Raw genomic sequence first — 21,209 nt, 5'->3', positions numbered from 1 at the left:
CATCAAGGAATCAATATGCACGCCTTCAAAACGGCTTTTCGCCACGTCGCGATCATCTCGTCTCTGGTACTGCTCGGTAGCCTCGCCGGCTGCTCGAAACCCGCCGACAAGCCCGCTGCCGGCACGCCGACCAGCTCTTTGAGCGCGCCGCCGCAATCGGGCTCGAAGCTGGGTGACCTGAGCGAGTTCCGCAACATCGCCGCTGACGTCAGCACGCTGGTCGAGAAAAACGACCTGCTCGGCGCCAAGACCCGGATCAAGGATCTGGAGACCTCCTGGGACTCTGCCGAAGCCGGCATCAAGCCGCGTGCCGCTGCCGACTGGCATGTACTGGACAAGGCCATTGACCGCGCGCTGGATGCCCTGCGCGCCAGCTCGCCGAAGCAGGCTGACTGCAAGGCGGCCATGGATGATCTGCTCAAGGCCTTCGATTCGATGAACGGCAAGCAGTGATCGCAGCGCTGAACCGGCGGCGGACAAACGTCGGTTCAAGTGCTTCAATACAGGCGCGATGGCAATGACCGTCGCGCCTTTTTCTGTCGGAGCGCTGCATGCGGATTCTGCTGGTCGAAGATGACCTGATGATTGGCGAAGCCATCGAGGCGGCGCTCAAGGAAGCGAGCTACGCCACCGACTGGGTGAAAAACGGCCTCACCGCGCTGGCGGCGCTGGACACCCAGACCTACGATCTGGTGTTGCTGGATCTCGGCCTGCCCGGCAAGGACGGGCTCGATGTGCTGGATGCCATTCGCGCGCGCAACAACCCCGTGCCGCTGCTGATTATCACCGCCCGCGATGGCCTCGATGACCGGCTGCGCGGCCTCGATGGCGGCGCGGATGACTTCCTGCTCAAACCGTTCGCCATGGCCGAGTTGCTGGCACGGATGCGCGCGGTATTGCGCCGTCGCGGCGGTAACGCCCAATCGTTGCTGGATAACGGCGAGGTGTCGTTGAACCTGATTTCGAAACAGGCCTCCACCGCGCAAGTCGCCGATGTGCAGCTTTCCAGTCGCGAGTTTGCGCTGTTGCAGGCGCTGTTGATCCGCCCGGGTGCGATTCTCTCGCGCAGCGAACTTGAGGACCGGATTTACGGCTGGGGCAACGAAGTGGAAAGCAACGCGGTAGAGTTTTTGATCCATTCGCTGCGGCGCAAACTGGGCAACCATGTCATCAGGAATGTCAGGGGGATGGGATGGATGGTTTCAAAAGGCGTTTGAGCGACTCGGTGCAGTCACGGCTATCCATCACGCTGTCACTGGCGATTCTCATCGTCGCCTTGCTCGCCGGTGCATTCGCGTTCATCTCGGCACTCGACGAAGCGCACGAAATGCAGGACGAAAGTCTGCGTCAGGTGGCGCTGCTGTTCGATCGGCAGCACATGACCCTGGGTTATCCCGCTGCCGGGCAGGTCGTTGGCGATGACGAAGACTCGCGGATCACCGTGCAATACCTGGCCGACAGCAGCAAAGCCGTCGGCACTGATGACGCGAGCATTCCGTTGCCCTTTCCCCTGACCCTGGCCGATGGTCTGGCGACGCTGAATATCGCCGGTGAACACTATCGTGTGCTGGTCAGAACCACCTCGGCAGGCGAACGCATTGCGGTCGCGCAGGAAGCCGATGTGCGCGACAAGGAAGCCCGGGAAAGCGCCTGGCGCAGCCTGCTGCCATTTCTGATTCTGTTTCCGGTGCTGCTGTTGGTGGTGGGGGATCTGGTGCGCAAGCTGTTTCGCCCGATCGCGACGCTCTCGGCGGAAATCGATCAGCGCGACCAACAGGCCCTGCATGCGATTGATGAACAGCACTTGCCGAGCGAAATCCGGCCCTTCGTCGTGGCGATCAATCGATTGCTGCGCCGCGTTGCGCAGGCGATGGAGGCGCAACGACGGTTTATCGCCGATGCCGCCCATGAACTGCGCTCGCCGATGACGGCGCTGTCGCTGCAGGCTGAGCGATTGGCCGCTACGCCCATGTCGGCTGACACCCGGCAGAACTTTCTGCCGCTGGCTCAGGGGATCGAGCGCAGTCGCAAGCTGATCGAGCAATTGCTCGCTCTGGCCGCCGCACAATCAATCGCGCAACGTGCCGAGGCCGCCGTGTCGGTGCATGCAGTGTTCCGCCGAGTGCTGGAAGACCTGCTGCCACTGGCAGAGAACAAAGCCATCGATATCGGCGTGGAGAGCGTCGAGGATGTGCAGGTCGTCATCAGCGAACTGGATCTGATCATCCTGATCAAGAACCTGGTGGATAACGCCATCCGCTATACCCCGGCGGGCGGACGAGTCGACCTCAGCGTCGAACGGACGGAGCAGGGCGCGCGCATCGAAATCAAGGACTCGGGGCCGGGCATCCGCGCCGAAGAACAGGCGCTGGTGTTCGATCCGTTTTACCGCAGCCTGGGGACCGGCGAGGCCGGGTCCGGGTTGGGGCTTTCGATTGTCAGGGCGATCGCCGAGCGCACGGGGATTCGGGTGGGTTTGAGTTTTGTCGATGAAGTGGGGCGGTGTGGCTTGCGTGTTTCGCTGTGGTTGTCCTCATAATGCCGCCCATTTCCCATCACCCACCCAAGTTCGACAGCCATGCCTGAAGAGTTCGAAGTCCCAAGCCCCCACGAGCAACACATCGAGCACACCACCCATCATGCCCATGCACAAGGCGATCGCTTCGCCAGCAAGATTGCGGTGATGACGGCGATCATGGCGACCGTCGGCGCCCTGATGAGTTATCAGGCCGGTTCGACGGAAAGTGAGGCGGCCATGGACAAAAATAACGCCGCTATCCAGAAGACCGAAGCCGCCAACGAATGGAACTACTATCAGGCCAAGTCCAGCCGGCAGAACCTGTCGGATCTGGCCAGTCATCTGCCGGGGCTGGATTCCGCCCACTATGCGGCCGAGGCGCGACGCTACGGGGAGCAGAAAGAGGAGGCGCGCAAGAAAGCCGAAGTGCTTGAGCAGCAGGCGCGCGAGTGGGAGGAAAAATCTGAGCAGGTGCTGCACCAGCATCACCGCTGGGCCCAGGCCATGACGGCGATTCAAATCGCCATTTCACTGGCGGCCATTACCTTGCTGACGCGCAAGGAATGGCTGCGGCGCGTCTCGTTTGGCGCCGCCGGTGTCGGCGTCATGCTGGGATCGCTGGCCTGGCTGCATATTTGAGCGCCTTGGACTCCGGCACGGGGCAGCGGTTATCGCGGGATTAATCACCCCGGATTCCATGGTTCATCAAAAGACCACCCGGCCGGAAATGCAGTGCTGAACGGCTCCGCCCACCCAGACGGTGCCGTCAACGCTTTCGATGTGCAGTCGGCCGCGGCGGCCCATGGTGGTGCCCTGGCTGACGGTGTAGCGCTCGCTGAGGATGCCCGCGCCGATCAGCCACTGACCCAGGCTTGCATTGAGGCTGCCAGTGACGGCGTCCTCGGTGCATTCCTCGCCGATGAAGGCTCTGACTTCCACATCCGTTTCAGCTTCAGACCCCGACCACGGCGCAATAACGCCGACATTCAGCCCCTGCAGCGCCGCGTAATCAGGCTTGATCGCCAGCACTTCTTCGCGACTCGCCAGCAACACGCCCGCCCAACCCGGGCCGTTGTCTACCCATTGGCTCGCGCGGATCTGCCCGGTGGCGAGGCCGAGTCCTTGTTCGATCAGGCCTAGTGTCACTGCCTCCAGCGGTCCGCTGCGCACCAGCGGTGGCGCGGAGAAGGTCAGTTGCGGGCCTTGCTTGCGTACCCGAATCAAACCTGCCGAGCACTCCTGAATAATCTCGACATGCTCAGGGTTGTCGTTGTGGGCCAGCCACACTTTGCAGCTGCCCAGGGTGGGGTGGCCAGCGAAGGGCAGTTCTCGCAGCGGTGTAAAAATGCGTACGCGGTAATGCGCTCCCGGCGTTTCGGGCTTCAGCAGAAAAGTGGTTTCACTGAGTTGCGTCCAGCGGGCAAACGCTTGCATCTGCTCGGTTGTCAGCTCATCGGCATTCACCACCACTGCCAGTGCATTGCCTTCGTAGGGGTGATCGGCGAATACATCGACTTGTTCGAATTGCAGAGCGCGTGGCATTGAATGTCCTTATAGGTTGAATCAGGGAAGGTCTCGTATGCGGATGGATTCGGGGCAAGGCTGCTGACCGTCAGGTGCCTGTCCACGACATTTCGATATGCGTGTCCGTCGTGCCAGTCTGGCGAAAGCCCAGTCGTTCATAGAGCTTCTGCGCCAGAGTGTTCGTGCGAAAAGCGCCCAACTGCAACGGCACCTTGCGGGCAGCGGCTTCCAGTTGGAGGTTCTTCAGAATCTGCGAGCCACTGCCCTTGCCTTGGTATTCGGGCGAAATAGCGATGTTCTGAATATGGATTCGATCTTCCTTGTCGAGTATTTGCACATAGCCAACAATCCGGCCGTCTTGTTCAATAACCGAAGTGGCTGTGCATGCGAATTCCACCGCGAAATTTGCGCGTTGCCAACTCTCATCCCAGCCCCATATTTTTTCGATGTGTTCGCGGAAGACTGCTCGATGCAAGTCGAAGAGGGCTGTCTGGTCACCATCGGTGGCGGGGCGTAGCGTCATGCGGGTCTCTGATTTGTGCTTTTGACTTTTGCTGAGGCTAGCGGCTGCAACAATAAACGGCAATTCGGAATGATATGGCCCGCAGCATCTGACTGGCCCAAATACACTCAAAGCGCCACCCGCTGCAGAAACTTCCTGACCTCCAGCGAATATGCCCCCGGATGCGAAAACCTGAACATATGCCCGGTCCTCGGCATGACGACTTCCTGCGCGCCTTTTATGCCATTCAGCAGAATCCCTGCAGCCTCTTTGCCGATCAGCTTGTCTTCCTCGGGCGTAAGGATCAGCGTCGGCACGTCGATCTTTGGCAGCAGGGCGGTGTAGTCGATTTTCTCGATCGAGCGCACGCGGTTGACGTAGGCCTTGTGTGGGGTTTGCTTGATGAAGAAGGCGCGGCTGTTGGCGGTTGACCAAGGGATTTCGCCTTCCTTGTCGAACGACGAAGCCAGTTGCGCGGCGTGGAAGCGCAGGGTGGTCTGTCGATAAAATGGCCCGGGGAAAAACGGCGCCAGCGCGGCCAGCGTTTTCAGCAGGGGCGAGGTGATCGGGCTTTTGGCGAAACCGCCGGACAGCACCAGGCCCTTGAGGCCTTTGGGCTGGCGTGTTGCAACCGCGATCGAGGCGACCGCACCGTAGGAGTCTCCCACCAGCACGTAGCTTTCGAGGTCCTGCACCTGATCAATGATGAAGTTGGCGAGTTTTTCCAGATCAGCGACGTCGTCCGGTAAGCGCAAAGTACGCATGGCGCGGTGCTGCAAGTTGGTGAGTTGGTTGAGCTGCCACGGCGCACCGGCGAAGCAGGGAACCATGACCAGCGTGGGCTCGGTTTGCATGAGAATTCCAGGAGTGTTGAACGGATGTCCGCACTCTAGGAGTACCGAGGCGCGCTATCCAATGGCATTGGTGCAGCCTCTCGATGCACGAGATCGATCATCAGTCGTCGATCAGCATTCTGGTCAACCATTCAACCGCAGGCTCGTTGGCGCGCCCGCGTGCGCGGACGACGAAGACCTCCCAGGTCGGCAGCGGCAAAGGCAATTCAAAAATGCTCAGCTGTGCTGTCTCCTGCAGCTGTAAAGCGATGCGTTCGGCGACCACGGCAATCGATTCCGATGCGCCAACCATGAATGGCACTGCGAGAAAACTCGGGCAGGTGACGCTGACCTTGCGGCTGCGACCGAGCTGTTCTAGCGCGTCATCGACAGCGCCCCGCGCGTCGCCCCGGGGCGAAATCAGAACGTGCGGCAGACGCGTGAAGTCATCCAGTTCCATATGCAAATGTTTGCCGCGCTTGACCAATGCCGGGTGCCCTTTGCGGGCGATGCCGACGAATCGCTCCTTGTGCGCGAGCTGGCAATCAAAGCGTTGCGGCACTTGCGCAAACGAACCCGAACCCAACACCAGGTCGATCTCGCCGGCGTCCAGTTGGCGCATCGCCGACTCGCCATCCACCGGCCCGAGTTTCAGCACCACCTCCGGCGCCGCAACCTGAATTTTCGCCAGCGCCGGGGCGATGACGGTCAGCACGGCGTGATCGGTGGCCGCTATCAGCAGTGTCGCCTGCAGACGCGCTGGATCGAACGGGCCCCGTGGGCTGGCGACCAGCCGCACCGATTCGAGCACCGCCGCCACTCTGGGCATCAGCTCGATGGCCAGCGGCGTCGGTGCCATGCCGCGAGGGTTGCGAATGAACAACTGATCATCAAACGCCGTGCGCAAACGCGACAGGGCATGGCTGGTGGCCGACTGCGACAGATGCAGGCGCTGCGCCGCACGACCGACGTGCCTCTCCGCCCAAAGCGCCTCAAGCACCACCAGAAGATTGAGGTCGAAACGCGTCAGATCCAGCGGCTTCATGGGGTATTGCCTTTTCACCATTCGATGCAGGTAACTGTCCTACAGGCGTTGGCTGAAAGCTACAGCGCCCCTCGGCTACAGCTGAAAATGTAGCTATGACAATTGTTTGATTGTCTTGATTCGCCGCTCTTACGATGGCGCATTGTCCATCAAATTCGAGGCTCATCATGCACATCGCCATCCTGACCTTTGAAGGTTTCAACGAGCTGGATTCGCTGATTGCGCTCAGCATTCTCAACCGGATCCCGCAGCCCGGTTGGCGCGTGTCTGTCGCCAGTCCCACGGACAAGGTGCGCTCGATGAATGGCCTGGTGATTGAGGCACAGGCGTCACTGGAGGAGGCGTGCGACGCGGACGCGGTATTGGTGGGAAGCGGGCGGATGACTCGGGACGTGGTGGCGAATGCCGAATTGATGTCGCGTCTGCAGCTTGATCCGGCTCGCCAGTTGCTGGGTGCCCAGTGCTCCGGCACGTTGATTCTGGCGAAGCTCGGCCTGTTGAACGAAGTACCGGCCTGTACGGATCTGATCAGCAAACCCTGGGTGGAAGAGGCTGGCGTTGCCGTGCTCAACCGACCGTTCGTAGCCAATGGCAACGTCGCCACCGCAGGCGGGTGCTTGTCTTCGCAGTACCTAGCGGCCTGGTTCATTGCCCGCCTTGCCGGTCTGGAGGCTGCACGCAGCGCGCTTCACTACGTGGCACCGGTTGGCGAGAAAGAACTCTACATCACACGGGCAATGAGCAACATTTCGGCGTTTTTATAAAGCGTTTTCGCTGCTCTCAACCGGTTCTGCCGCCGCTTCAGCAGCCAGTTTCGCGCGGTCGGCCTTGCTGATGTACTTGGGCTTTTTCGGCGCGAGTTTGGCGCTGGCCTTTTTGGCCTTTTCCTTGAACAACTGCTGCAGTTTCTTTTGGCGGTTCATGTTTCTACTCGGTGAAGGGGAGCCGGGCATATGCCCATCAAGCGCGCATTAGAACCGGCTCGGAGTGATTTGGCGAGTCTGTTGCAGCGATGCAGGATCAAACGGCTGCCCGGATCATGGCTTCGACGCCGCCAGAAAATCGCTGATCAGCGCTACCACCTGCTGCTGGATCACTTCACGCGGGCGCGCATTGTCGCGATCCTGGCAAATGACGCCATCGCCCGGTGCGTCTTCCTCGAGCATCTCGATCGCGCCCGGTTTGCAGATCGACGTGAAGCTGAAGTGAGTGGCGTCGTTGATCTCGACATAACGTGTGGTAGCCGCTGGCAGGCGTTTGGCCAGATCGGCGGATTCCAGTTGCGCCGGCAGGTCTTCGGAAGGTGCGCCGGCGGCGATCACCAGCGTCGGTACTGGCAACGCCGCGAGGCTTGCGTCGGTCATGCCGCGTGACAGGCCCAGGTCCAGCGAAACGATGGCGCTGACTGGTTTGTAACGCCGGTCGGCCGCCAGGTCGGCTTTGCCTTGCGCGGTGCTGGCGGGGTTCATTTGCTTATAGACGTTGCAACTGGCGAGCTGCGCATGGGCCTTGCAGTCCTCGGCAAAACGCTCGGGGTCGAAGCGTGCACCGGCGATTTCCAGAGCCGTCCAGCCACCAAGCGAATGCCCGACGACGGCAATCCGCTGCGGCGCCACCGCGCCAAATTTTCCCGGCTGCGCCACAACGGCTTCGATGGCCCGCCGCAGATCGACCGGCCGCTGCCACAGCTGCGCCGCCGCTTGCGGACTGCGGTCGTGGGTGGTGCTGCCGGGATGATTGACTGCCGCGACGATGTAACCCTGATCGGCCAGCGCACTGGCCAGCCACATCTGATTGCTCCAGTTGCCCCGGTAACCATGGGACAGCACCACCAGCGGATGCTCGCCGGCGGTCGGCGGCGCATCGCGCACCGCAGAGGCACTGACGAACACCGGACTGTCGTCAATCACTTGCGCGGTTGCATGGGTTGTCGCCGGGTACCAGACGACCATTTCCAGCGGCCGCTGCGGATCCGCCAGGGTTGTGCGGTGGAAGCCGATGGGGTGCGAGTCCGCGAGTGCGCTGGTGGACAGGCCAAGCAGAAGCAGGGCGCCGAGAGCTGTTTTCAAGGTTGATCTTCCATGAGTGCATTTGTTGTTTTGAGATACCGCTGCGCGCAGGTTAGTAGACCGGTTGCAAAGAAGATAGTGGATGCCTCGACTGTGCAGTGACAGGCCGAATCCGGACTAGACCGCGCCCGTCCGGATTTGAAATACCCACCATTGCCCGCTAGAGTCGCGCCCCTTGTCCGGCCAGCAGCGCCGGCGATGGCTGGGGAAGAGGGCGGCAGTTGAACGAACACACATTGTCCATGCGTCTGGAGCGGGTGGCGGCGCATGTACCGGCCGGCGCGCGCTTGGCGGATATCGGCTCGGATCACGGCTATCTGCCGGTGGCCCTGATGCGACGTGGCGCCATCGTTGCGGCGGTGGCCGGCGAGGTGGCGCTGACGCCGTTCCATGCCGCGGTGCGCACGGTGCGCGACAACGATCTGCAGCAGCACATCAGCGTGCGCCTGGCCAGTGGCCTGGCGGCGATCGAGCCGGACGACGGGATTACCGCGATCAGCCTCTGCGGCATGGGCGGCGAGACGATTCGCGACATTCTCGACAGCGGCAAGGCGCTCCTGCGCGGGCACGAACGGCTGATCCTGCAACCCAACGGCGGCGAGCAACCCTTACGCCAATGGCTGATGGACAACGGCTACCGCATCCTCGACGAGGAAGTGCTGCAGGAAAACCGTTTCTTCTACGAAATCATCGTCGCCGAGCGCGGCGCACCGCTGAGTTACAGCGCTGAACAGTTGTACTTCGGCCCATTGCTGATGCAAGCACGCAGCCCGGCATTCCTCGCCAAGTGGCAGCGCTCGTTACGGCAGAAACAGAAAACCCTGAACAGTTTCAAACAGGCGCGCCAGGCTGTGCCCGAGGAGAAGCTGGAAGAGGTTGCGCGACAGGTGCAGTGGATGACTGAGTTGTTGGCGTGATCTGTCGTGTTGGCTCTTGCACTCCTTCAGGTTTAAAGTCAGCTTCAAGGTTAACGTGCTGCGGAGTCGGACATGAGAATTGGTGAACTGGCAAAAATCAGCGGACTGGCGCCATCGCGTATCCGCTTCTACGAAGCGAGCGGGTTGATCACTTCGGTCGCGCGCAAAGCCAATGGCTATCGCGATTACGCCCCCGACACACAGTGGGTGTTGCATATCATCACCGGCGCGCAGGCGGCAGGTTTCTCCCTGGAGGAAATCCGTCAGTTGATGCCGATGAATGCCAGCGGTTGGCAGCATGACCAGTTGCTCAGTGGCTTGAAGCAAAAGGTCGAAGAAATCGAGGTGCTGCAGCAACGGCTGGCGCAGAACAAGGAACAACTGCTGCTGGTCATCAAAGGGATCGAAGGCAAACCTGCGGGGATGGCGTGTGCGGACAATGCGCAGAGGCTGATCCAACGGCTGTGCGAAGAAGGCGTGGCTTCTGCGCCCGACAAGCAGCCAGCAGTTGCGGCAAGAAAAGCAAACGCCCGTCAGGCATCCAGAGTCTGACGGGCGTTACAGCCTTCAGCGATTGCCAACCAGCGTGGCAAGCGGATTTGGCGCATAGAGCGCACTCTGGAACTCAGGGACATATTCGTACTTGAGCATTCTCCCCAGTTTCAAGTCGCGCAAGTAATTCGACAGGCTGCCATCGGCCAACGCATGGTTGACCATTGAGCTGAACAGCAATCCTGTCAATACGGTGCTGGCGAGTTTCAATCGGTCTTTCTCCGGGTAGGAGCTACTTGAAGGTTCAGCGAGCTGTGTGGTCGCCAGCGAGCACCGCCATCACGGCTTCAGCCACGGCCTTGGGCGATTGAGGGTTCTGGCCGGTCACTAGTCTTCCATCGGTAATGGCAAACGAAGTGAACGGCAGCCAGCCCTTGCGGTAGTGCGCGCCCTGGCTCACCAAGCGGTCCTCAAGAAAGAATGGCACCTGATTTTTCATGCCCGAGAGCAGCTCTTCGCGGTCAGAGAAACCGGTGATGTTTCGGTTCTTGATGATCAATTGGCCTTGGCTGTCCTTCAGATCCAGTAGACCCGCTACGCCATGGCACACGGCCGACACGATGCCGCCCTGGTTGTAGATGGTTTCGGCGACACGGCGTAGGTCAGGGTTGTCGGGAAAGTCCCACATGACGCCATGGCCCCCGGTGAAGTAGATGACGCCGAAGCGGGACGGATCGACCTCGGCGATCGGCAGCGTATTGGCCAGGCGCGCGCGGAACGCAGGGGACTGCAAATGCTCCCGCGCAGCCTTGTCCATGTACAACCAGCCCAGACTGCGTTCGTCCAGAGGCACCGCGCCACCCTTGGGGCTGGCAAACACGGTGGTGTAGCCGGCGGCTTCCACCACATCGGTGAAGTGGGTCAGCTCGGTCAGCCACAACCCGGTGGTATCGTTTCGAGAGGGATAACTGGCGTGATTGGTCATGATCACCAGGATCTGGCGATCCTTGATAGCCGCCGACTCAGCATTTGCAAACGTCATGAAAGCACCACCTATCAATAACAGGGCAGAGGAAACAAGGGTCTTGAGCATCTTCCGGGCTCCATCGAGCAAGCAGGTCGGAGCATGCTCACCTTAAACCTCGCTTTAAGGTCAACCCCGCTGCTGCGAATAATTTGTGCTGATGCCATCGGACTTTCGCTTGACCCCCAACCTGACTTTAACGCTAGCGTCTGAAGCTGATTGGGCAAGGCAATAACGCTGCTTGGCAATCTCCTCAGGAGCAACGCATCAGTCAGCGAAATCAACATTGAATGACCTTGAAAAAAGTCATTGACCTTAAAGTTGACTTCAACCTTATGGTGGCCTCATCTCCAGTTGAGGACTGCCCCATGAATGTGTTCGACGCCCTGACCTTACCCAACGGTTCAACCATCAAGAACCGCATCGCCAAAGCCGCCATGGAAGAAAACATGGCGGACGCCGACCAGGCGCCCTCTGCAGAACTGATGCGTCTGTATCAGGCATGGGCCGACGGTGGTGCCGGGCTGATTATCACCGGCAACGTGATGGTTGACGGCCGCGCCATGACCGGGCCGGGCGGCGTGGTGCTGCAGGATGATCAGCAACTCGACAAGTTCAAGCGCTGGGCGCGGATCGGCCGTTCTGCCGGTGCGCAGTTCTGGTTGCAGATCAATCATCCGGGGCGCCAGATGCAGTCCAACCTCGGGCAGAAAACCTGGGCGCCGTCAGCGGTGCCGCTGGAGCTGGGCAAGCTGTCCAAGCGTTTCGCCACGCCCCACGCCATGACCACCACTGTAATCAAGGACGTCATCCAGCGTTTTGCGAATACCGCACGCCTGGGTGAACAGGCCGGCTTCACTGGTGTGGAAATCCACGCCGCTCATGGCTATCTGTTGAGCCAGTTTCTCTCGCCACTGACCAATCAAAGGACGGACGAGTGGGGCGGCTCTCTGCACAATCGTGCGCGGTTGTTGGTCGAGATCGTCAAGGCAGTCAGAGCCGTGGTTTCTGCAGAGTTTGCCGTAGGGGTCAAACTCAATTCCGCCGATTTCCAGCGCGGCGGATTCACCGCTGACGACGCGAAAAAGGTCGTTGAGCTGCTCAACGATCTGGGCGTGGATCTGGTGGAACTGTCCGGTGGCAGCTACGAAGTTCCGGCCATGCAAGGTGAGGCGCGCGATGGTCGAACCCTGGCTCGCGAGGCCTATTTCGTCGAATTTGCCCGGGACCTGCAGACCGTTGCCAAAATGCCAGTGATGGTCACCGGCGGCATCCGCCGTCGTCCGGTTGCCGAAAGCGTCGTGCACAGTGGTGTGGACATGGTCGGCATCGGTACCGCGTTGGCCATCGATCCGTACCTGCCGCGTGACTGGCTGCAGGGCAAGGACAACGCCCCGCAATTGCCGCCGATCACCTGGAAAAACAAGGCCATTGCGGCCTTGGCGAACATGGCGGTGGTGAAGTTTCAGCTGGGTAAACTCAGTCGGGCGAAAAAGCCTGATCCGGGTGTGTCACCGTTACGCGCGCTGATTTTGCAGCAGATCGCCATGGCGTTTCGCACCCGGCAATATCGGCGCTGGGTGGAAAAGCGTTCGGTGTGAGTCGCAAGGCATTTCAATCGTGACGTTGGCGGACGCTCTGACGAGAGCCCGCCAACCTCAGCCAGTCAATTCGGCATCAGCACCGTATCGACCACATGAATCACGCCATTGGATTGCATGACGTCCGCGATGGTAATGGCCGCCTTGCCGCCTTTGGCGTCCTGCACCCACAGCTTGCCGTCGTGCAATATCACGGTCAGCGATTCGCCCTGGACGGTTTTCAGCATCACTTTGCCGCCGTGCATTTTGGCGTCGTCCATCAACTGTTTAGCCGTGTGAGTGCCGGCGACGACGTGGTAAGTCAGGATCTTCGTCAGATCGGCCTTGTGTTCAGGCTTGACCAATGTATCGACCGTGCCGGCGGGCAGTTTTGCGAAGGCTTCGTTGGTGGGGGCGAAGACCGTGAACGGTCCCTTGCTGTTGAGCGTATCCACCAGCCCGGCGGCCTTGACCGCAGCGACCAGGGTCGTGTGATCCTTGGAGTTGACTGCATTCTCGACAATGGTCTTGGTCGGATACATGGCCGCGCCGCCAACCATCACGGTATCGGCGGCAAAGCTGGATCCGGCTCCGAGGCAGAGCAGGGTGAAGCAAGCGACAGCAAGGCGTTTGATGAGCATGTGCATGGTGCGTCTCCTTGGTTCTTCGACCCTTCGAATGAGGGTGTTGAATATACGGAGCAGGGAGTGAAACGGATGCAGCATGCAGCGAAAAACCTTTTGCGGTGCGCTGAAACGGATTACCGCTAATCACGCAGGGTGGCTTCACCTGTGCGCGGGTTGGTCAGGGTCACATTCTCCAGCGCTCTGATGCGCCAAGCCTCGTTCTGCCAGATCAGCACCGCGAGAATCAGCGTATCCACCACATGCGCTCCGGCCGGATGCGCAGCACCGGCCGACAAACGACTCCAGAAATGAATGATCGCCACCCCGTCAGCAACAGGGTCGATATCGATCAGTTCATTCTCAAGAGTGGAGTCACGATAGATTGTCTGGTGAATGGGCGCGTGCAGCGCAACGATCTGCTCGACGCCCCGAACGAAGTGGCCGAAACGATTGACGAACGTCGCTTGCGGATCGAACAGAGCTCCGAGTGCCGCCATGTCGTGAGCGTTCCAGACTGCCTGGAATGCGCCTGGAGCGTCTTCGGGTTTTTTTATCTGAGTCATGGCCGGGGCCTCGCAGATCGTTAGAATGCGCTTTTAAACATAAGAAGCTCAGTATGGATGTACAAGCGCTCGAAAGTAGCGACGTTTTATCGTTCACGTTGGATCAGGCACATCGCTGTTTCGAAATGGTCGTCAGCCTGAAGGACGGCTGCCGATGCAAACTGACGGCGTGGAATATCGATGGCGCAGAGTTGCCCATCAATCTCGGTGCTCTGCACATTCAAAATTCTCGCGTCCTCGGAGAGCTGGAAGGGATCAGCTTTGTTGAAAACGTTCTATCTCTCGAGGGCGATTTTGGCGATATGTCTATCGAGGCGGACACGGTTTTGGTCGAAAAGCTGATTTAGGCTTTGAGCGCAAAAGGAGGGATCGCCATCTCGATAGACGATTCCATTCAAATCTCTGTCAACGCTTGGCGCAATACATTCTGTCTGTAACCTGAGGTTCTGCCGGCGCGCTTGTTTCTAAACCTGACGCCAGCGCCTGATCAATCGTTTTTCCAAGGAGATCCCCATGACAACAGGGCAGTGTCTTTGCGCGGCAGTACGCTTTTCCCTCTCAGTGGAACCGCGCTTTTTCTATCGCTGCCACTGCTCATTGTGTCGCAAGCAAACCGGTGTCGGGTTCAACCTCGCCACTCTGGTCAACGCTCGGGACTTTCGCTGGGATGCAGGGCAGGACTTGATTAACAGTTGGGTCAAACCCAGCGGCTACAGAAACGACTTCTGCGCACAATGCGGCTCGACCGTGCCCAACCCGCTTCGCGAATCGCCTTACGTGTGGATTCCGCTCGGACTGCTCGATGAGGATCTGAGCATGGAATGCGTTGGCGATTTCTGTGTGGACGATGCCATGTCATGGGATACGCAGCGTTCAACGCGGAGTTATCACGGGGCGGTGGAGTCACTGGCGTTTCTTCTGCAAAAACTCCGGCTCAATCCTGATTGATCCGAAGCTCGCGCTGCAATTACTTCCTTAGATACGCAAACATGTGCTGCACATAATCCGCCTTGCCCAGCGGCACACCAATGTGGCGCAGGATGTTGTAGGCACAGCACACTTTGCGCAGGAGCCTCCCCACGGCATTTGCCGTAGGTTCAATGATTGGCAGCGTCGCACAACTGTTGAAGCTCAAGTTGCCTGGCAGCACTCGCTTCGAGGGCCGCACGCTCTACATCCAGATACCGATGGATGCTTTGGAGGTTGGCAATTTTCTGTTTGATTTCGGCCATCTTCTTTTCAATCAGCTTCGCGCCGTCAGCACAGTCGATCAGCTTGTTGCGCTGCGCATCCAGAATCTCGCCTATTTCCCCCAAGGAAAATCCCATGCTTTGCGCGCGCTGGATAAAGTCCAGATCCTGCAGGGTTTGCTCGGTGTAGACACGATAATTGTTGGTTTGCCGCAGCGGTGAGATCAGGCCGATCTGCTCGTAGTAACGCAACGTATGACGGCTGGCGCCGCTGCGAGCCTCGAGTTCGCCGATTTTCATGAAAACACCGCTTGACTGTAGAGTTGGGTCGATACTTTACGCTTGATTTCTCACCTTCAACAAGGAGCAGGGACATGAGCGTGGAGTGCTTTGTCACGGGGGGAACCGGCTTCATCGGTCAACATTTGCTGGCGAGCCTGAGTGCAAAAGGTCACACCCTTCGGGTATTGATGCGTCGCCCGGAGCGGCTGGCTGCGTTGCGCGAGCAAGTTGATAATTTGGGCGGGTGCGCGGCACGGGTATTTGCCGTAGCTGGCGATCTGGAACAGGACAATCTCGGGTTGAGTCTGGCGGATCAGGAAGTGCTGAGGCGCGCCAGTGTCATTTTCCACCTGGGCGCCCACTTCGCATGGGGGCTTTCGATGGAGCAGTCTCGTGCGGTGAATGTGGAGGGAGCAAAGCGCGTGGCGCTGTTGGCGGCTGAGCAAAAAAGCCGTTTAGTGATGATCGGCGGCTACATGCTGAACAATCATGAACATCTGCAACGCATCGGCATTGATCCTCGTCAGCCGGAGTTGACGAACTGGCCCGCCGTCTACCGGCGTGTCGGTGGTTACGAGGCAAGCAAGCTCGAGGCGCATTTTGCGACCCTGCAGGTCATGTCCGCCAAGGGTGGTGAGATGACCGTTGTTCACCCTGCGACGGTCTGTGGCCACAGCCGCACCGGGCATATCGTTGACGGCCAGCCTTTGGTGGCGCTGATACGCAACCTGGTGCAGGGCAAGATGACTGCAGTGCCCGGTACCGCCGAGCACTGGCTGCCACTGGTCACCGTGGATTATCTGGTCGAACTGGTGGCCGTTTGTGCTTTTGATCCTGCCATGGTGGGCGAGGAACTGCTGGCGCTGGATGATCAGACGCCAAACTTGCAAGAACTCCTGGCACAGGTGGCTGAACCTTTGGGCTTGAAGTCCCCCAAGCATCACATTTCACTCCGACTGCTGAAGTGGCTACTGAGTATTCCCCCCGTCGCGTGGTTTTTGAATACAAAACCCGAAGCCTTGGACTTTATCCAGACCACTCGTTTCAACACCGCGGCGGTCGAGCAGTTTGCCAACAGGCATGGAATAGCCAAACCGGATATACGTCAGGCTTTGCAGCACACGGCAACGTTCGTCAACGCGTATTGCATAGCCAAGGGCCAGGCACTCTGACTTCTCCCTTGGGCGGCGCCGTCGATACAGGGCGGCATGCTATCGAACGATATTCAGCGACAAGGATCGTCACCGCGCAGCCTCGGATGCGCGGCAGGATCTTGGTTCGCTACTCACGGAACTGTCGCTAGACCAACGTCGTTTTTACAACGCAAACGTAGTCCCGCGAGTATTCACAAACAACGAGTAGATCGAGTGGCTGCTCGCCATGAACAGTCGATTGCCTTCGCGCCCGCCGAAGCACAGGTTCGGGCAGCGCTCTGGCAATGAAATGTGCCCGATGGCCTTGCCCTGCAAATTGAAAACGCGCACGCCGTCGAGTTTTTCCAGGTCGGCCTTGGGATCACCATTACCGCCCCAGCCGCACCACAGGTTGCCCGCTTCGTCGCACTTGATGCCGTCAATCGCGGCGTAGTCCAAGCCTTCGATGTGCTTGCGGCGTTCACCCAGGGTTCCGTCGTCTTTCACCGCAATTGCCCAGATCAGGCGATTGGGCTTGGCGCGACCTTCGACGACATACAGGGTCTTTTCATCGGGAGAAAAGCACAGGCCGTTGGGGCCGTTGAGGTCGTCGATTACCTGAGTGACTTTTTGGCTCTCGCCGTCGATGCGGTAAACGGCGTGGGGTTGGGTCGGGGTGACTTTGTGGCCTTCGTAGTTATTGCCGGTCTGGAATGGCGGGTCGGTGAACCAGATCGAGCCATCACTTTTGCAGACAATGTCGTTGGGCGAGTTGAAGGGCTTGCCGTCGAAACTGTCGGCCAGCACGGTGATCGTGCCATTGTGTTCGGTGCGCGTGATGCGGCGGCCTTCGCCAGTGGTGGTGGAGCCTTCGCAAACGATCAGACGCCCTTGGCGATCCCGGCACATGCCGTTGGAGAAGTTTGAGTGTTCGCGGTACACGGTGAAAGAGTCGGTGATTTCGTCCCAGCGCATGATGCGATTATTGGGGATGTCGCTGACCAACAGATAGCGGCCATCACCGACCCACACCGGTCCTTCGGCCCAGCGCATGCCGGTGGCGAGCTTTTCAACACTGGCGTTGAAAACGCGTAGCTCAAGGAAGCTGTCGTCGAGGATATGAATCAGTGGATCAGGGTAGCGTTGACTCAAGGGTTCGGCGGCATCGGAGAAGCGGGGCAGTGCGGCGCTGCCGACAGTGGCGAGCGTGGCGGAAACAGCGAGCGACTTTTTCAGGAAACTGCGGCGAGTATTGCCTTTCGCTTGATCAAGGCTTTCAGGCTTGGCGGACAGGAATGAGTCCATGTAGCGATCTCCGTGGTTTTATTTTTGTTGAGGAGACGTATTAATACCCTGTGATAGGACATCGTACAAGCTGACATGCCGTCGCCAGCGCTGCATTTTATCGCGGGTGAATCACTCAAACCGGTGACTGGAATCGATCCGGCCGACACGGCGCTAACGCGGTCGCAAAGCCTCCCCCGACGATCTCCTCGGCCACCAGTCGTCCTACGACTGCCGCCAGTGTCACGCCCGGATGCATGACGCAAACATAGGCACCGCTGAGGTTCGGCAGATAGCCAATGACTGGAATGCCATCGACAGGCATTGGCCTGAGGCCGATGCACGCCAGTTCCGGCTCTATAGATAGCACCCCGTGCAGTTCGTGCTGGATGACTTTCGCCGTTCTCTGTGCGATGGCTTGCGCGCTGTTTAGCGGCGCCTCATCCACATAGTCTTCTGCAGCGAGCAACGTACCGTCAGTGTCTTGCCTGATTTCCGTTTCGGGGCTGGAGATGATCGTGTTCACTTGTTGGGGTTGGGTTTTGTAACGGATGAATATTGCGGGTGAGGCGTCGATGGGCAGGGTGACGTTCAGTCGATCCACCAACAGCGGGGTGGCGGTTCCGGCTGCCAGTACGACAACGTCGGCATCGTGCTTGCCCGTCGCAGTGATCACGCCGCTGACGATACCGTCCAGAATCTGCAAACCGAGCACTGGCGTATGGGTAAGCAGAGTCGCTCCTTGCGCCTGCGCACCTGCAATCAAGGCCCGCGTTGCCTGCACGGCATCCAGCGCGCCTTCTTCGGCGGCAAAGAACGCCCGTTCTGGAGGATGTTTGAGGTTGGGTTCAAGCTCGAGAATCTGCGCGCTATATATAGAAGGCGCTTGAAACCGGCCGTCGCCGTAAGACAGCGCACCGGTCCAGCGCACCTTCAGCCCCGGCAGCTCGGATTCGAGTCGGCGGTATTCTGCGATGGCCGCTGCGCGCAACGGCGCAATGGAATCCGGTCCGCCGTGCGAAGTGTTGATCCAGGCGAAGGAGCGGCCCGTCACACCGGACGCAATCTCACCGGCCTCGACCATTATGACGTGTGCACCTTTCGCGGCGAGATGATACGCAACTGACGCGCCGACGATTCCCGCGCCGATGACGATGATTCGTTTACTCATATCAACCTCCGTTGTCGAGGCGCTGACGTTACTACATCGCCGTCCTTTGACGCAGGCTTGCCTGGCCCGGTGATATCAGGGAAGCTGCGCCGAATCCGGTTACGGGTCAGTTGTTGAATTGTTCAGGGAAGCGTTGATGGCACTCAGGGTGTTGGTGGTTGGCGGGTATGGAAACTTTGGCAGTATCGTTTGTCGGCATCTGATCGACATGCCGGGCATCGAACTGGCTATCTCGGGGCGCGATCCGCAGAAGCTGGGGCGCAAGGTCGCTGAATTGGGGGCGAGCTGCGAAAGCTGGTGTGGTGATGCGATGGGCGCCGATTTCCCCGCTGCTCTGCGCGCAATGAATATTCAACTGTTGATTCACACGGGCGGCCCGTTCCAGGGGCAATCCTATGCGGTGGCCGAAAGCTGCATCGAGGCGGGCGTCAACTATTGCGATCTGGCGGACTGCCGGACGTTCGTCAATGGCATCGGCGTACTCGATGCACGGGCGAGAGAGGCCGGTGTCGTCATCCTCAGTGGTTGCAGTTCGGTGCCGACGCTGTCGTCGGCGATCATCGATGAGCAGCGCCATCACTTCAAACGCATCGACTCGATCGAGCACGGCATTTCCTCGTCAGCGAAAATGCCGGGGTTGTCGACAATCGAGGGCGTGCTGGCGTATGCGGGCAAACCGATCCGCCAACTGCGCAATGGTCAAGTGCATGAGGTGATGGGCTGGGAAGACCTGACCCTGCGCAAGCTGCAGAACCTGGGCACTCGTGCGCTGGCCAATGTTGATGTGCCGGACATGGACATCTTTGCCAGCCGGTTTGGTGCGCACACGTTGAGTTTCAAGGCAGGCGCTGGCCTCAAGCTCGGCGGCGTGGCCAATTATCTGTTTGCACTGGGGATGAGGAAAGGGCTGGTGCGTGACCACAGGGTGTGGGCGGCCCGGTTGCATCGCTGGGGGACATGGTTTGAGCGTTTCGGTGATGGCAAAAGTGCAATGTATATAGATGTGCGAGGTGTCGGTTTGAACGACCAGCCGTTGTCGATGATGGCGCAACTGACCGCGCTGAATGACAAGGGGCCGGAGATCCCTAGTTGTGCTGCCGTCGCTCTGGCCGCGAAAATCGCTCGAGGTTACTTGCCCGAACCGGGGGCTCGTCCATGTGTTGGTGAGATCAGCGTCGACGAATACATGGCAGCGATCAACGATCCGCAGAATCTTGGCCTGTCCGTGATGTTCTCTGACGGGATGCGTTGAGCATGCTTTATCTGAGCGTGAAGTACGTGCATGTCATCGCTGCGATGTTCCTCTTCGGCTTCGGCATGGGTTCCTATCTGTACCTGATCGCCGCCAGTCGCACGGCCAATCCGCAAGTGATTGCACATGTGGCGAAGATGGTCGTGCGCTATGACGCCTGGATCACCACGCCGGCGGGCTTCATCCAGATCGCGACGGGTTATTGGCTGACAAGGCTTTCCGGGTTGCCCTTGACCACGGAATGGGTGCTGATGTCGCTGATACTGTTCTTTATAGTGGGCTCGCTTTGGTTGCCGGTGCTGTTGCTACAGAAACGTTTGCTGGGGATGGCGGCGGACGCGGTGCAATGTGGCGCAAGGCTTGATGCTGATTACCGGGCTGTTTATCGGCAGTGGTTCTGGATGGGCGTTTGCGGGTTTCTGGGAATGTTCGTGATTGTCTTGATGATGGTGACGAAGATGACGCCGGGGCAGTGGCTGCAGTTGATGTAGCTGAGCATTCACATTGGCGACTTGAGAAAGCGTCGTTCGTGATCGGGGTCGGGTAACAGGCAGGTGTCGTACTTGCCGAAGATCCGATAACGATTCAGTGCGACGCGGTCGTAGGCCCAATCTCTAAGTGCTCGTGGGAAAACTCGCAGAAGCCTGACCGGCGACCAACGAGCCGGCAGTTGTGCAATCACTTCGAAGAACGCATCGGAGCGCACCCAGTAATGCTGGTCGCGGATCACCGCCATAGTGTCGAATTCGTCCACCGGGAGACCGGCCCATGCCAGCAAGGCCTGACCTTCTGGCGATTGCACTGCCGCCAGGCGCACTCGCTGCTTGTTGTCATGACGAATCAGAAAACGCGCCCAGCCGTTGCATAGCTTGCAGACGCCGTCGAACAGCACCACGGTCTCGCCTGGATTGAGCAAGGGGGCGGGGGTAGGGCGGATTCGGGAGCCGGGCATGGGGGGAAGATCCAGGAAGTTGGGCTGTCATTGTGAGGCATCATCCGAAGGCGGTGTCTTAGGTGATGGACTATATGCTGCGCATCCGCTGACGTTGCGTCTATATATAAGCAGGCTTTTTCGGTGCATTGATAGAAAACTGAAATTAACGGTTGACGGCAGATTCAGGAGGTCTATAATTCGCCCCACTTCCGGCGCAGTCGAAACGGAAAACTCCTTGAGATTCAATGAGTTAAGCAGTTTTCGACAGCG

The 21,209-nt window shown here is 59.2% G+C and carries 26 protein-coding genes and 2 pseudogenes; 13 read left to right on the top strand and 15 right to left on the bottom strand.

The features are described from left to right. The first annotated feature begins 15 nt into the window (after positions 1-15). The 4 genes from JN524_RS21955 to JN524_RS21940 all read left to right on the top strand — a co-directional run bounded on the left by JN524_RS21955 (position 16) and on the right by JN524_RS21940 (position 3,157). Positions 16-453, top strand: coding sequence for a hypothetical protein (locus tag JN524_RS21955; protein ID WP_135295568.1), 438 nt, complete (start codon positions 16-18; stop codon positions 451-453). Between the two features lie 98 nt (positions 454-551). Then, the gene (locus tag JN524_RS21950; RefSeq protein WP_098968331.1) at positions 552-1,217 is read left to right on the top strand and encodes a response regulator; all 666 of its coding nucleotides are present in this window, start codon (positions 552-554) and stop codon (positions 1,215-1,217) included. After that, positions 1,193-2,539: an ATP-binding protein gene (locus tag JN524_RS21945; protein WP_202370676.1), complete on the top strand. Its 1,347-nt coding sequence runs from the start codon at positions 1,193-1,195 to the stop codon at positions 2,537-2,539. The genes JN524_RS21950 and JN524_RS21945 overlap by 25 nt, the downstream gene beginning before the upstream one ends. Before the next feature lie 39 nt (positions 2,540-2,578). Beyond that, positions 2,579-3,157, top strand: a complete 579-nt coding sequence (locus tag JN524_RS21940; protein ID WP_003224278.1) for a DUF4337 domain-containing protein — start codon at positions 2,579-2,581, stop codon at positions 3,155-3,157. A 66-nt stretch (positions 3,158-3,223) separates the two neighbouring features. Here JN524_RS21940 and JN524_RS21935 read toward each other — a convergent pair whose 3' ends face one another. The 4 genes from JN524_RS21935 to JN524_RS21920 form a co-directional block, all read right to left on the bottom strand. Beyond that, positions 3,224-4,060, bottom strand: a complete 837-nt coding sequence (locus JN524_RS21935) for a PhzF family phenazine biosynthesis protein (RefSeq protein ID WP_202370675.1) — start codon at positions 4,058-4,060, stop codon at positions 3,224-3,226. Between the two features lie 70 nt (positions 4,061-4,130). Next, positions 4,131-4,565, bottom strand: coding sequence for a GNAT family N-acetyltransferase (locus JN524_RS21930; RefSeq protein WP_202370674.1), 435 nt, complete (start codon positions 4,563-4,565; stop codon positions 4,131-4,133). Positions 4,566-4,672: 107 nt separating this feature from the next. Next, on the bottom strand, positions 4,673-5,398 hold the full coding sequence (locus JN524_RS21925; protein ID WP_202370673.1) for an alpha/beta fold hydrolase: 726 nt from the start codon (positions 5,396-5,398) through the stop codon (positions 4,673-4,675). A 100-nt stretch (positions 5,399-5,498) separates the two neighbouring features. Next, complete coding sequence (locus tag JN524_RS21920) at positions 5,499-6,422, bottom strand: LysR family transcriptional regulator (RefSeq protein ID WP_202370672.1); 924 nt, start codon at positions 6,420-6,422, stop codon at positions 5,499-5,501. A 167-nt stretch (positions 6,423-6,589) separates the two neighbouring features. Here JN524_RS21920 and JN524_RS21915 point away from each other — a divergent pair, with 167 nt between their 5' ends. Further along, the gene (locus JN524_RS21915; protein ID WP_202370671.1) at positions 6,590-7,186 is read left to right on the top strand and encodes a DJ-1/PfpI family protein; all 597 of its coding nucleotides are present in this window, start codon (positions 6,590-6,592) and stop codon (positions 7,184-7,186) included. Here JN524_RS21915 and JN524_RS21910 read toward each other — a convergent pair. Together JN524_RS21910 and JN524_RS21905 are read right to left on the bottom strand one after the other, a co-directional pair. Next, positions 7,181-7,345 (bottom strand): DUF2986 domain-containing protein, encoded by a 165-nt coding sequence (locus tag JN524_RS21910; protein ID WP_202370670.1) that lies wholly within the window; start codon positions 7,343-7,345, stop codon positions 7,181-7,183. The genes JN524_RS21915 and JN524_RS21910 overlap by 6 nt on opposite strands. A 114-nt stretch (positions 7,346-7,459) precedes the next feature. Next, complete coding sequence (locus tag JN524_RS21905) at positions 7,460-8,491, bottom strand: alpha/beta hydrolase family protein (protein ID WP_098968339.1); 1,032 nt, start codon at positions 8,489-8,491, stop codon at positions 7,460-7,462. Positions 8,492-8,712: 221 nt separating this feature from the next. On the opposite strand from JN524_RS21905, the gene JN524_RS21900 reads away from it, so the two are divergent. Together JN524_RS21900 and JN524_RS21895 are read left to right on the top strand one after the other, a co-directional pair. Next, the gene (locus JN524_RS21900; RefSeq protein ID WP_202370669.1) at positions 8,713-9,408 is read left to right on the top strand and encodes a tRNA (adenine(22)-N(1))-methyltransferase; all 696 of its coding nucleotides are present in this window, start codon (positions 8,713-8,715) and stop codon (positions 9,406-9,408) included. 72 nt (positions 9,409-9,480) lie between these two features. Beyond that, entirely contained in the window at positions 9,481-9,960 is a 480-nt protein-coding gene (locus tag JN524_RS21895; protein WP_202370668.1) for a MerR family transcriptional regulator, read from the top strand. A 15-nt stretch (positions 9,961-9,975) separates the two neighbouring features. Here the strand turns inward: JN524_RS21895 and JN524_RS21890 are convergent. Both JN524_RS21890 and JN524_RS21885 read right to left on the bottom strand, forming a co-directional pair. After that, positions 9,976-10,110 (bottom strand): annotated as a pseudogene (locus tag JN524_RS21890) (acetoacetate decarboxylase (ADC)); the annotation flags it as partial. A 94-nt stretch (positions 10,111-10,204) separates the two neighbouring features. Next, a complete protein-coding gene (locus tag JN524_RS21885) occupies positions 10,205-10,942 on the bottom strand; it encodes a type 1 glutamine amidotransferase domain-containing protein (RefSeq protein WP_202370667.1) in 738 nt (245 codons plus the stop codon). Between the two features lie 350 nt (positions 10,943-11,292). Between JN524_RS21885 and JN524_RS21880 the strand changes: the two genes are divergently transcribed. Next, positions 11,293-12,525 (top strand): NADH:flavin oxidoreductase/NADH oxidase family protein, encoded by a 1,233-nt coding sequence (locus JN524_RS21880; RefSeq protein WP_202370666.1) that lies wholly within the window; start codon positions 11,293-11,295, stop codon positions 12,523-12,525. A 65-nt stretch (positions 12,526-12,590) separates the two neighbouring features. Here JN524_RS21880 and JN524_RS21875 read toward each other — a convergent pair whose 3' ends face one another. After that, entirely contained in the window at positions 12,591-13,151 is a 561-nt protein-coding gene (locus JN524_RS21875; protein ID WP_202370665.1) for a fasciclin domain-containing protein, read from the bottom strand. 119 nt (positions 13,152-13,270) lie between these two features. Further along, positions 13,271-13,693, bottom strand: coding sequence for an SgcJ/EcaC family oxidoreductase (locus JN524_RS21870; protein ID WP_202370664.1), 423 nt, complete (start codon positions 13,691-13,693; stop codon positions 13,271-13,273). Positions 13,694-13,746: 53 nt separating this feature from the next. On the opposite strand from JN524_RS21870, the gene JN524_RS21865 reads away from it, so the two are divergent. Beyond that, positions 13,747-14,040 carry a hypothetical protein gene (locus JN524_RS21865; RefSeq protein ID WP_202370663.1) on the top strand — a complete coding sequence of 98 codons (294 nt, stop codon included), beginning with the start codon at positions 13,747-13,749 and terminating at the stop codon, positions 14,038-14,040. A 166-nt stretch (positions 14,041-14,206) separates the two neighbouring features. After that, positions 14,207-14,641 (top strand): GFA family protein, encoded by a 435-nt coding sequence (locus tag JN524_RS21860; RefSeq protein ID WP_139054611.1) that lies wholly within the window; start codon positions 14,207-14,209, stop codon positions 14,639-14,641. 19 nt (positions 14,642-14,660) lie between these two features. Here JN524_RS21860 and JN524_RS27590 read toward each other — a convergent pair. Together JN524_RS27590 and JN524_RS21850 are read right to left on the bottom strand one after the other, a co-directional pair. After that, a pseudogene (locus JN524_RS27590) lies at positions 14,661-14,747 on the bottom strand (DUF1993 family protein); the annotation flags it as partial. A gap of 43 nt (positions 14,748-14,790) precedes the next feature. Continuing rightward, on the bottom strand, positions 14,791-15,183 hold the full coding sequence (locus JN524_RS21850; protein WP_202370662.1) for a MerR family transcriptional regulator: 393 nt from the start codon (positions 15,181-15,183) through the stop codon (positions 14,791-14,793). 74 nt (positions 15,184-15,257) lie between these two features. Here JN524_RS21850 and JN524_RS21845 point away from each other — a divergent pair, with 74 nt between their 5' ends. Continuing rightward, entirely contained in the window at positions 15,258-16,337 is a 1,080-nt protein-coding gene (locus tag JN524_RS21845) for an SDR family oxidoreductase (RefSeq protein WP_202370661.1), read from the top strand. 144 nt (positions 16,338-16,481) lie between these two features. Here JN524_RS21845 and JN524_RS21840 read toward each other — a convergent pair whose 3' ends face one another. Both JN524_RS21840 and JN524_RS21835 read right to left on the bottom strand, forming a co-directional pair. Beyond that, entirely contained in the window at positions 16,482-17,603 is a 1,122-nt protein-coding gene (locus JN524_RS21840) for an SMP-30/gluconolactonase/LRE family protein (protein ID WP_202370660.1), read from the bottom strand. A 115-nt stretch (positions 17,604-17,718) separates the two neighbouring features. Further along, the gene (locus tag JN524_RS21835) at positions 17,719-18,753 is read right to left on the bottom strand and encodes an NAD(P)/FAD-dependent oxidoreductase (protein ID WP_202370659.1); all 1,035 of its coding nucleotides are present in this window, start codon (positions 18,751-18,753) and stop codon (positions 17,719-17,721) included. A 136-nt stretch (positions 18,754-18,889) separates the two neighbouring features. Between JN524_RS21835 and JN524_RS21830 the strand changes: the two genes are divergently transcribed. Both JN524_RS21830 and JN524_RS21825 read left to right on the top strand, forming a co-directional pair. Then, positions 18,890-20,005 (top strand): saccharopine dehydrogenase family protein, encoded by a 1,116-nt coding sequence (locus JN524_RS21830; RefSeq protein WP_202370658.1) that lies wholly within the window; start codon positions 18,890-18,892, stop codon positions 20,003-20,005. A 2-nt stretch (positions 20,006-20,007) separates the two neighbouring features. Next, positions 20,008-20,496, top strand: coding sequence for a DUF2269 family protein (locus JN524_RS21825; protein WP_202370657.1), 489 nt, complete (start codon positions 20,008-20,010; stop codon positions 20,494-20,496). A gap of 8 nt (positions 20,497-20,504) precedes the next feature. On the opposite strand, the gene JN524_RS21820 is transcribed toward JN524_RS21825, so the two are convergent. Continuing rightward, a complete protein-coding gene (locus tag JN524_RS21820; RefSeq protein ID WP_202370656.1) occupies positions 20,505-20,957 on the bottom strand; it encodes a thiol-disulfide oxidoreductase DCC family protein in 453 nt (150 codons plus the stop codon). Positions 20,958-21,209 lie beyond the last annotated feature (252 nt).

Source organism: Pseudomonas sp. MWU318, assembly GCF_016756945.1.
Classification (GTDB): Bacteria; Pseudomonadota; Gammaproteobacteria; order Pseudomonadales; family Pseudomonadaceae; genus Aquipseudomonas; species Aquipseudomonas putida_A.
The sequence above is the reverse complement of the archived record's forward strand: the minus strand, read 5'-3'. Positions and strand labels throughout refer to the sequence as shown.

Bases quoted from the DNA above. Each gene is read 5' to 3' on its own strand.
- JN524_RS21880 (WP_202370666.1), top strand. From the start codon at position 11,293: ATGAATGTGTTCGACGCCCTGACCTTACCCAACGGTTCAACCATCAAG.
- JN524_RS21940 (WP_003224278.1), top strand. From the start codon at position 2,579: ATGCCTGAAGAGTTCGAAGTCCCAAGCCCCCACGAGCAACACATCGAG.
- JN524_RS21865 (WP_202370663.1), top strand. From the start codon at position 13,747: ATGGATGTACAAGCGCTCGAAAGTAGCGACGTTTTATCGTTCACGTTG.
- JN524_RS21895 (WP_202370668.1), top strand. From the start codon at position 9,481: ATGAGAATTGGTGAACTGGCAAAAATCAGCGGACTGGCGCCATCGCGT.
- JN524_RS21850 (WP_202370662.1), bottom strand. From the start codon at position 15,183: ATGAAAATCGGCGAACTCGAGGCTCGCAGCGGCGCCAGCCGTCATACG.
- JN524_RS21840 (WP_202370660.1), bottom strand. From the start codon at position 17,603: ATGGACTCATTCCTGTCCGCCAAGCCTGAAAGCCTTGATCAAGCGAAA.
- JN524_RS21825 (WP_202370657.1), top strand. From the start codon at position 20,008: ATGCTTTATCTGAGCGTGAAGTACGTGCATGTCATCGCTGCGATGTTC.
- JN524_RS21830 (WP_202370658.1), top strand. From the start codon at position 18,890: ATGGCACTCAGGGTGTTGGTGGTTGGCGGGTATGGAAACTTTGGCAGT.
- JN524_RS21945 (WP_202370676.1), top strand. From the start codon at position 1,193: ATGGATGGTTTCAAAAGGCGTTTGAGCGACTCGGTGCAGTCACGGCTA.
- JN524_RS21920 (WP_202370672.1), bottom strand. From the start codon at position 6,422: ATGAAGCCGCTGGATCTGACGCGTTTCGACCTCAATCTTCTGGTGGTG.
- JN524_RS21910 (WP_202370670.1), bottom strand. From the start codon at position 7,345: ATGAACCGCCAAAAGAAACTGCAGCAGTTGTTCAAGGAAAAGGCCAAA.
- JN524_RS21885 (WP_202370667.1), bottom strand. From the start codon at position 10,942: ATGACGTTTGCAAATGCTGAGTCGGCGGCTATCAAGGATCGCCAGATC.
- JN524_RS21935 (WP_202370675.1), bottom strand. From the start codon at position 4,060: ATGCCACGCGCTCTGCAATTCGAACAAGTCGATGTATTCGCCGATCAC.
- JN524_RS21930 (WP_202370674.1), bottom strand. From the start codon at position 4,565: ATGACGCTACGCCCCGCCACCGATGGTGACCAGACAGCCCTCTTCGAC.
- JN524_RS21835 (WP_202370659.1), bottom strand. From the start codon at position 18,753: ATGAGTAAACGAATCATCGTCATCGGCGCGGGAATCGTCGGCGCGTCA.
- JN524_RS21950 (WP_098968331.1), top strand. From the start codon at position 552: ATGCGGATTCTGCTGGTCGAAGATGACCTGATGATTGGCGAAGCCATC.
- JN524_RS21925 (WP_202370673.1), bottom strand. From the start codon at position 5,398: ATGCAAACCGAGCCCACGCTGGTCATGGTTCCCTGCTTCGCCGGTGCG.
- JN524_RS21875 (WP_202370665.1), bottom strand. From the start codon at position 13,151: ATGCACATGCTCATCAAACGCCTTGCTGTCGCTTGCTTCACCCTGCTC.
- JN524_RS21870 (WP_202370664.1), bottom strand. From the start codon at position 13,693: ATGACTCAGATAAAAAAACCCGAAGACGCTCCAGGCGCATTCCAGGCA.
- JN524_RS21955 (WP_135295568.1), top strand. From the start codon at position 16: ATGCACGCCTTCAAAACGGCTTTTCGCCACGTCGCGATCATCTCGTCT.
- JN524_RS21845 (WP_202370661.1), top strand. From the start codon at position 15,258: ATGAGCGTGGAGTGCTTTGTCACGGGGGGAACCGGCTTCATCGGTCAA.
- JN524_RS21820 (WP_202370656.1), bottom strand. From the start codon at position 20,957: ATGCCCGGCTCCCGAATCCGCCCTACCCCCGCCCCCTTGCTCAATCCA.
- JN524_RS21915 (WP_202370671.1), top strand. From the start codon at position 6,590: ATGCACATCGCCATCCTGACCTTTGAAGGTTTCAACGAGCTGGATTCG.
- JN524_RS21860 (WP_139054611.1), top strand. From the start codon at position 14,207: ATGACAACAGGGCAGTGTCTTTGCGCGGCAGTACGCTTTTCCCTCTCA.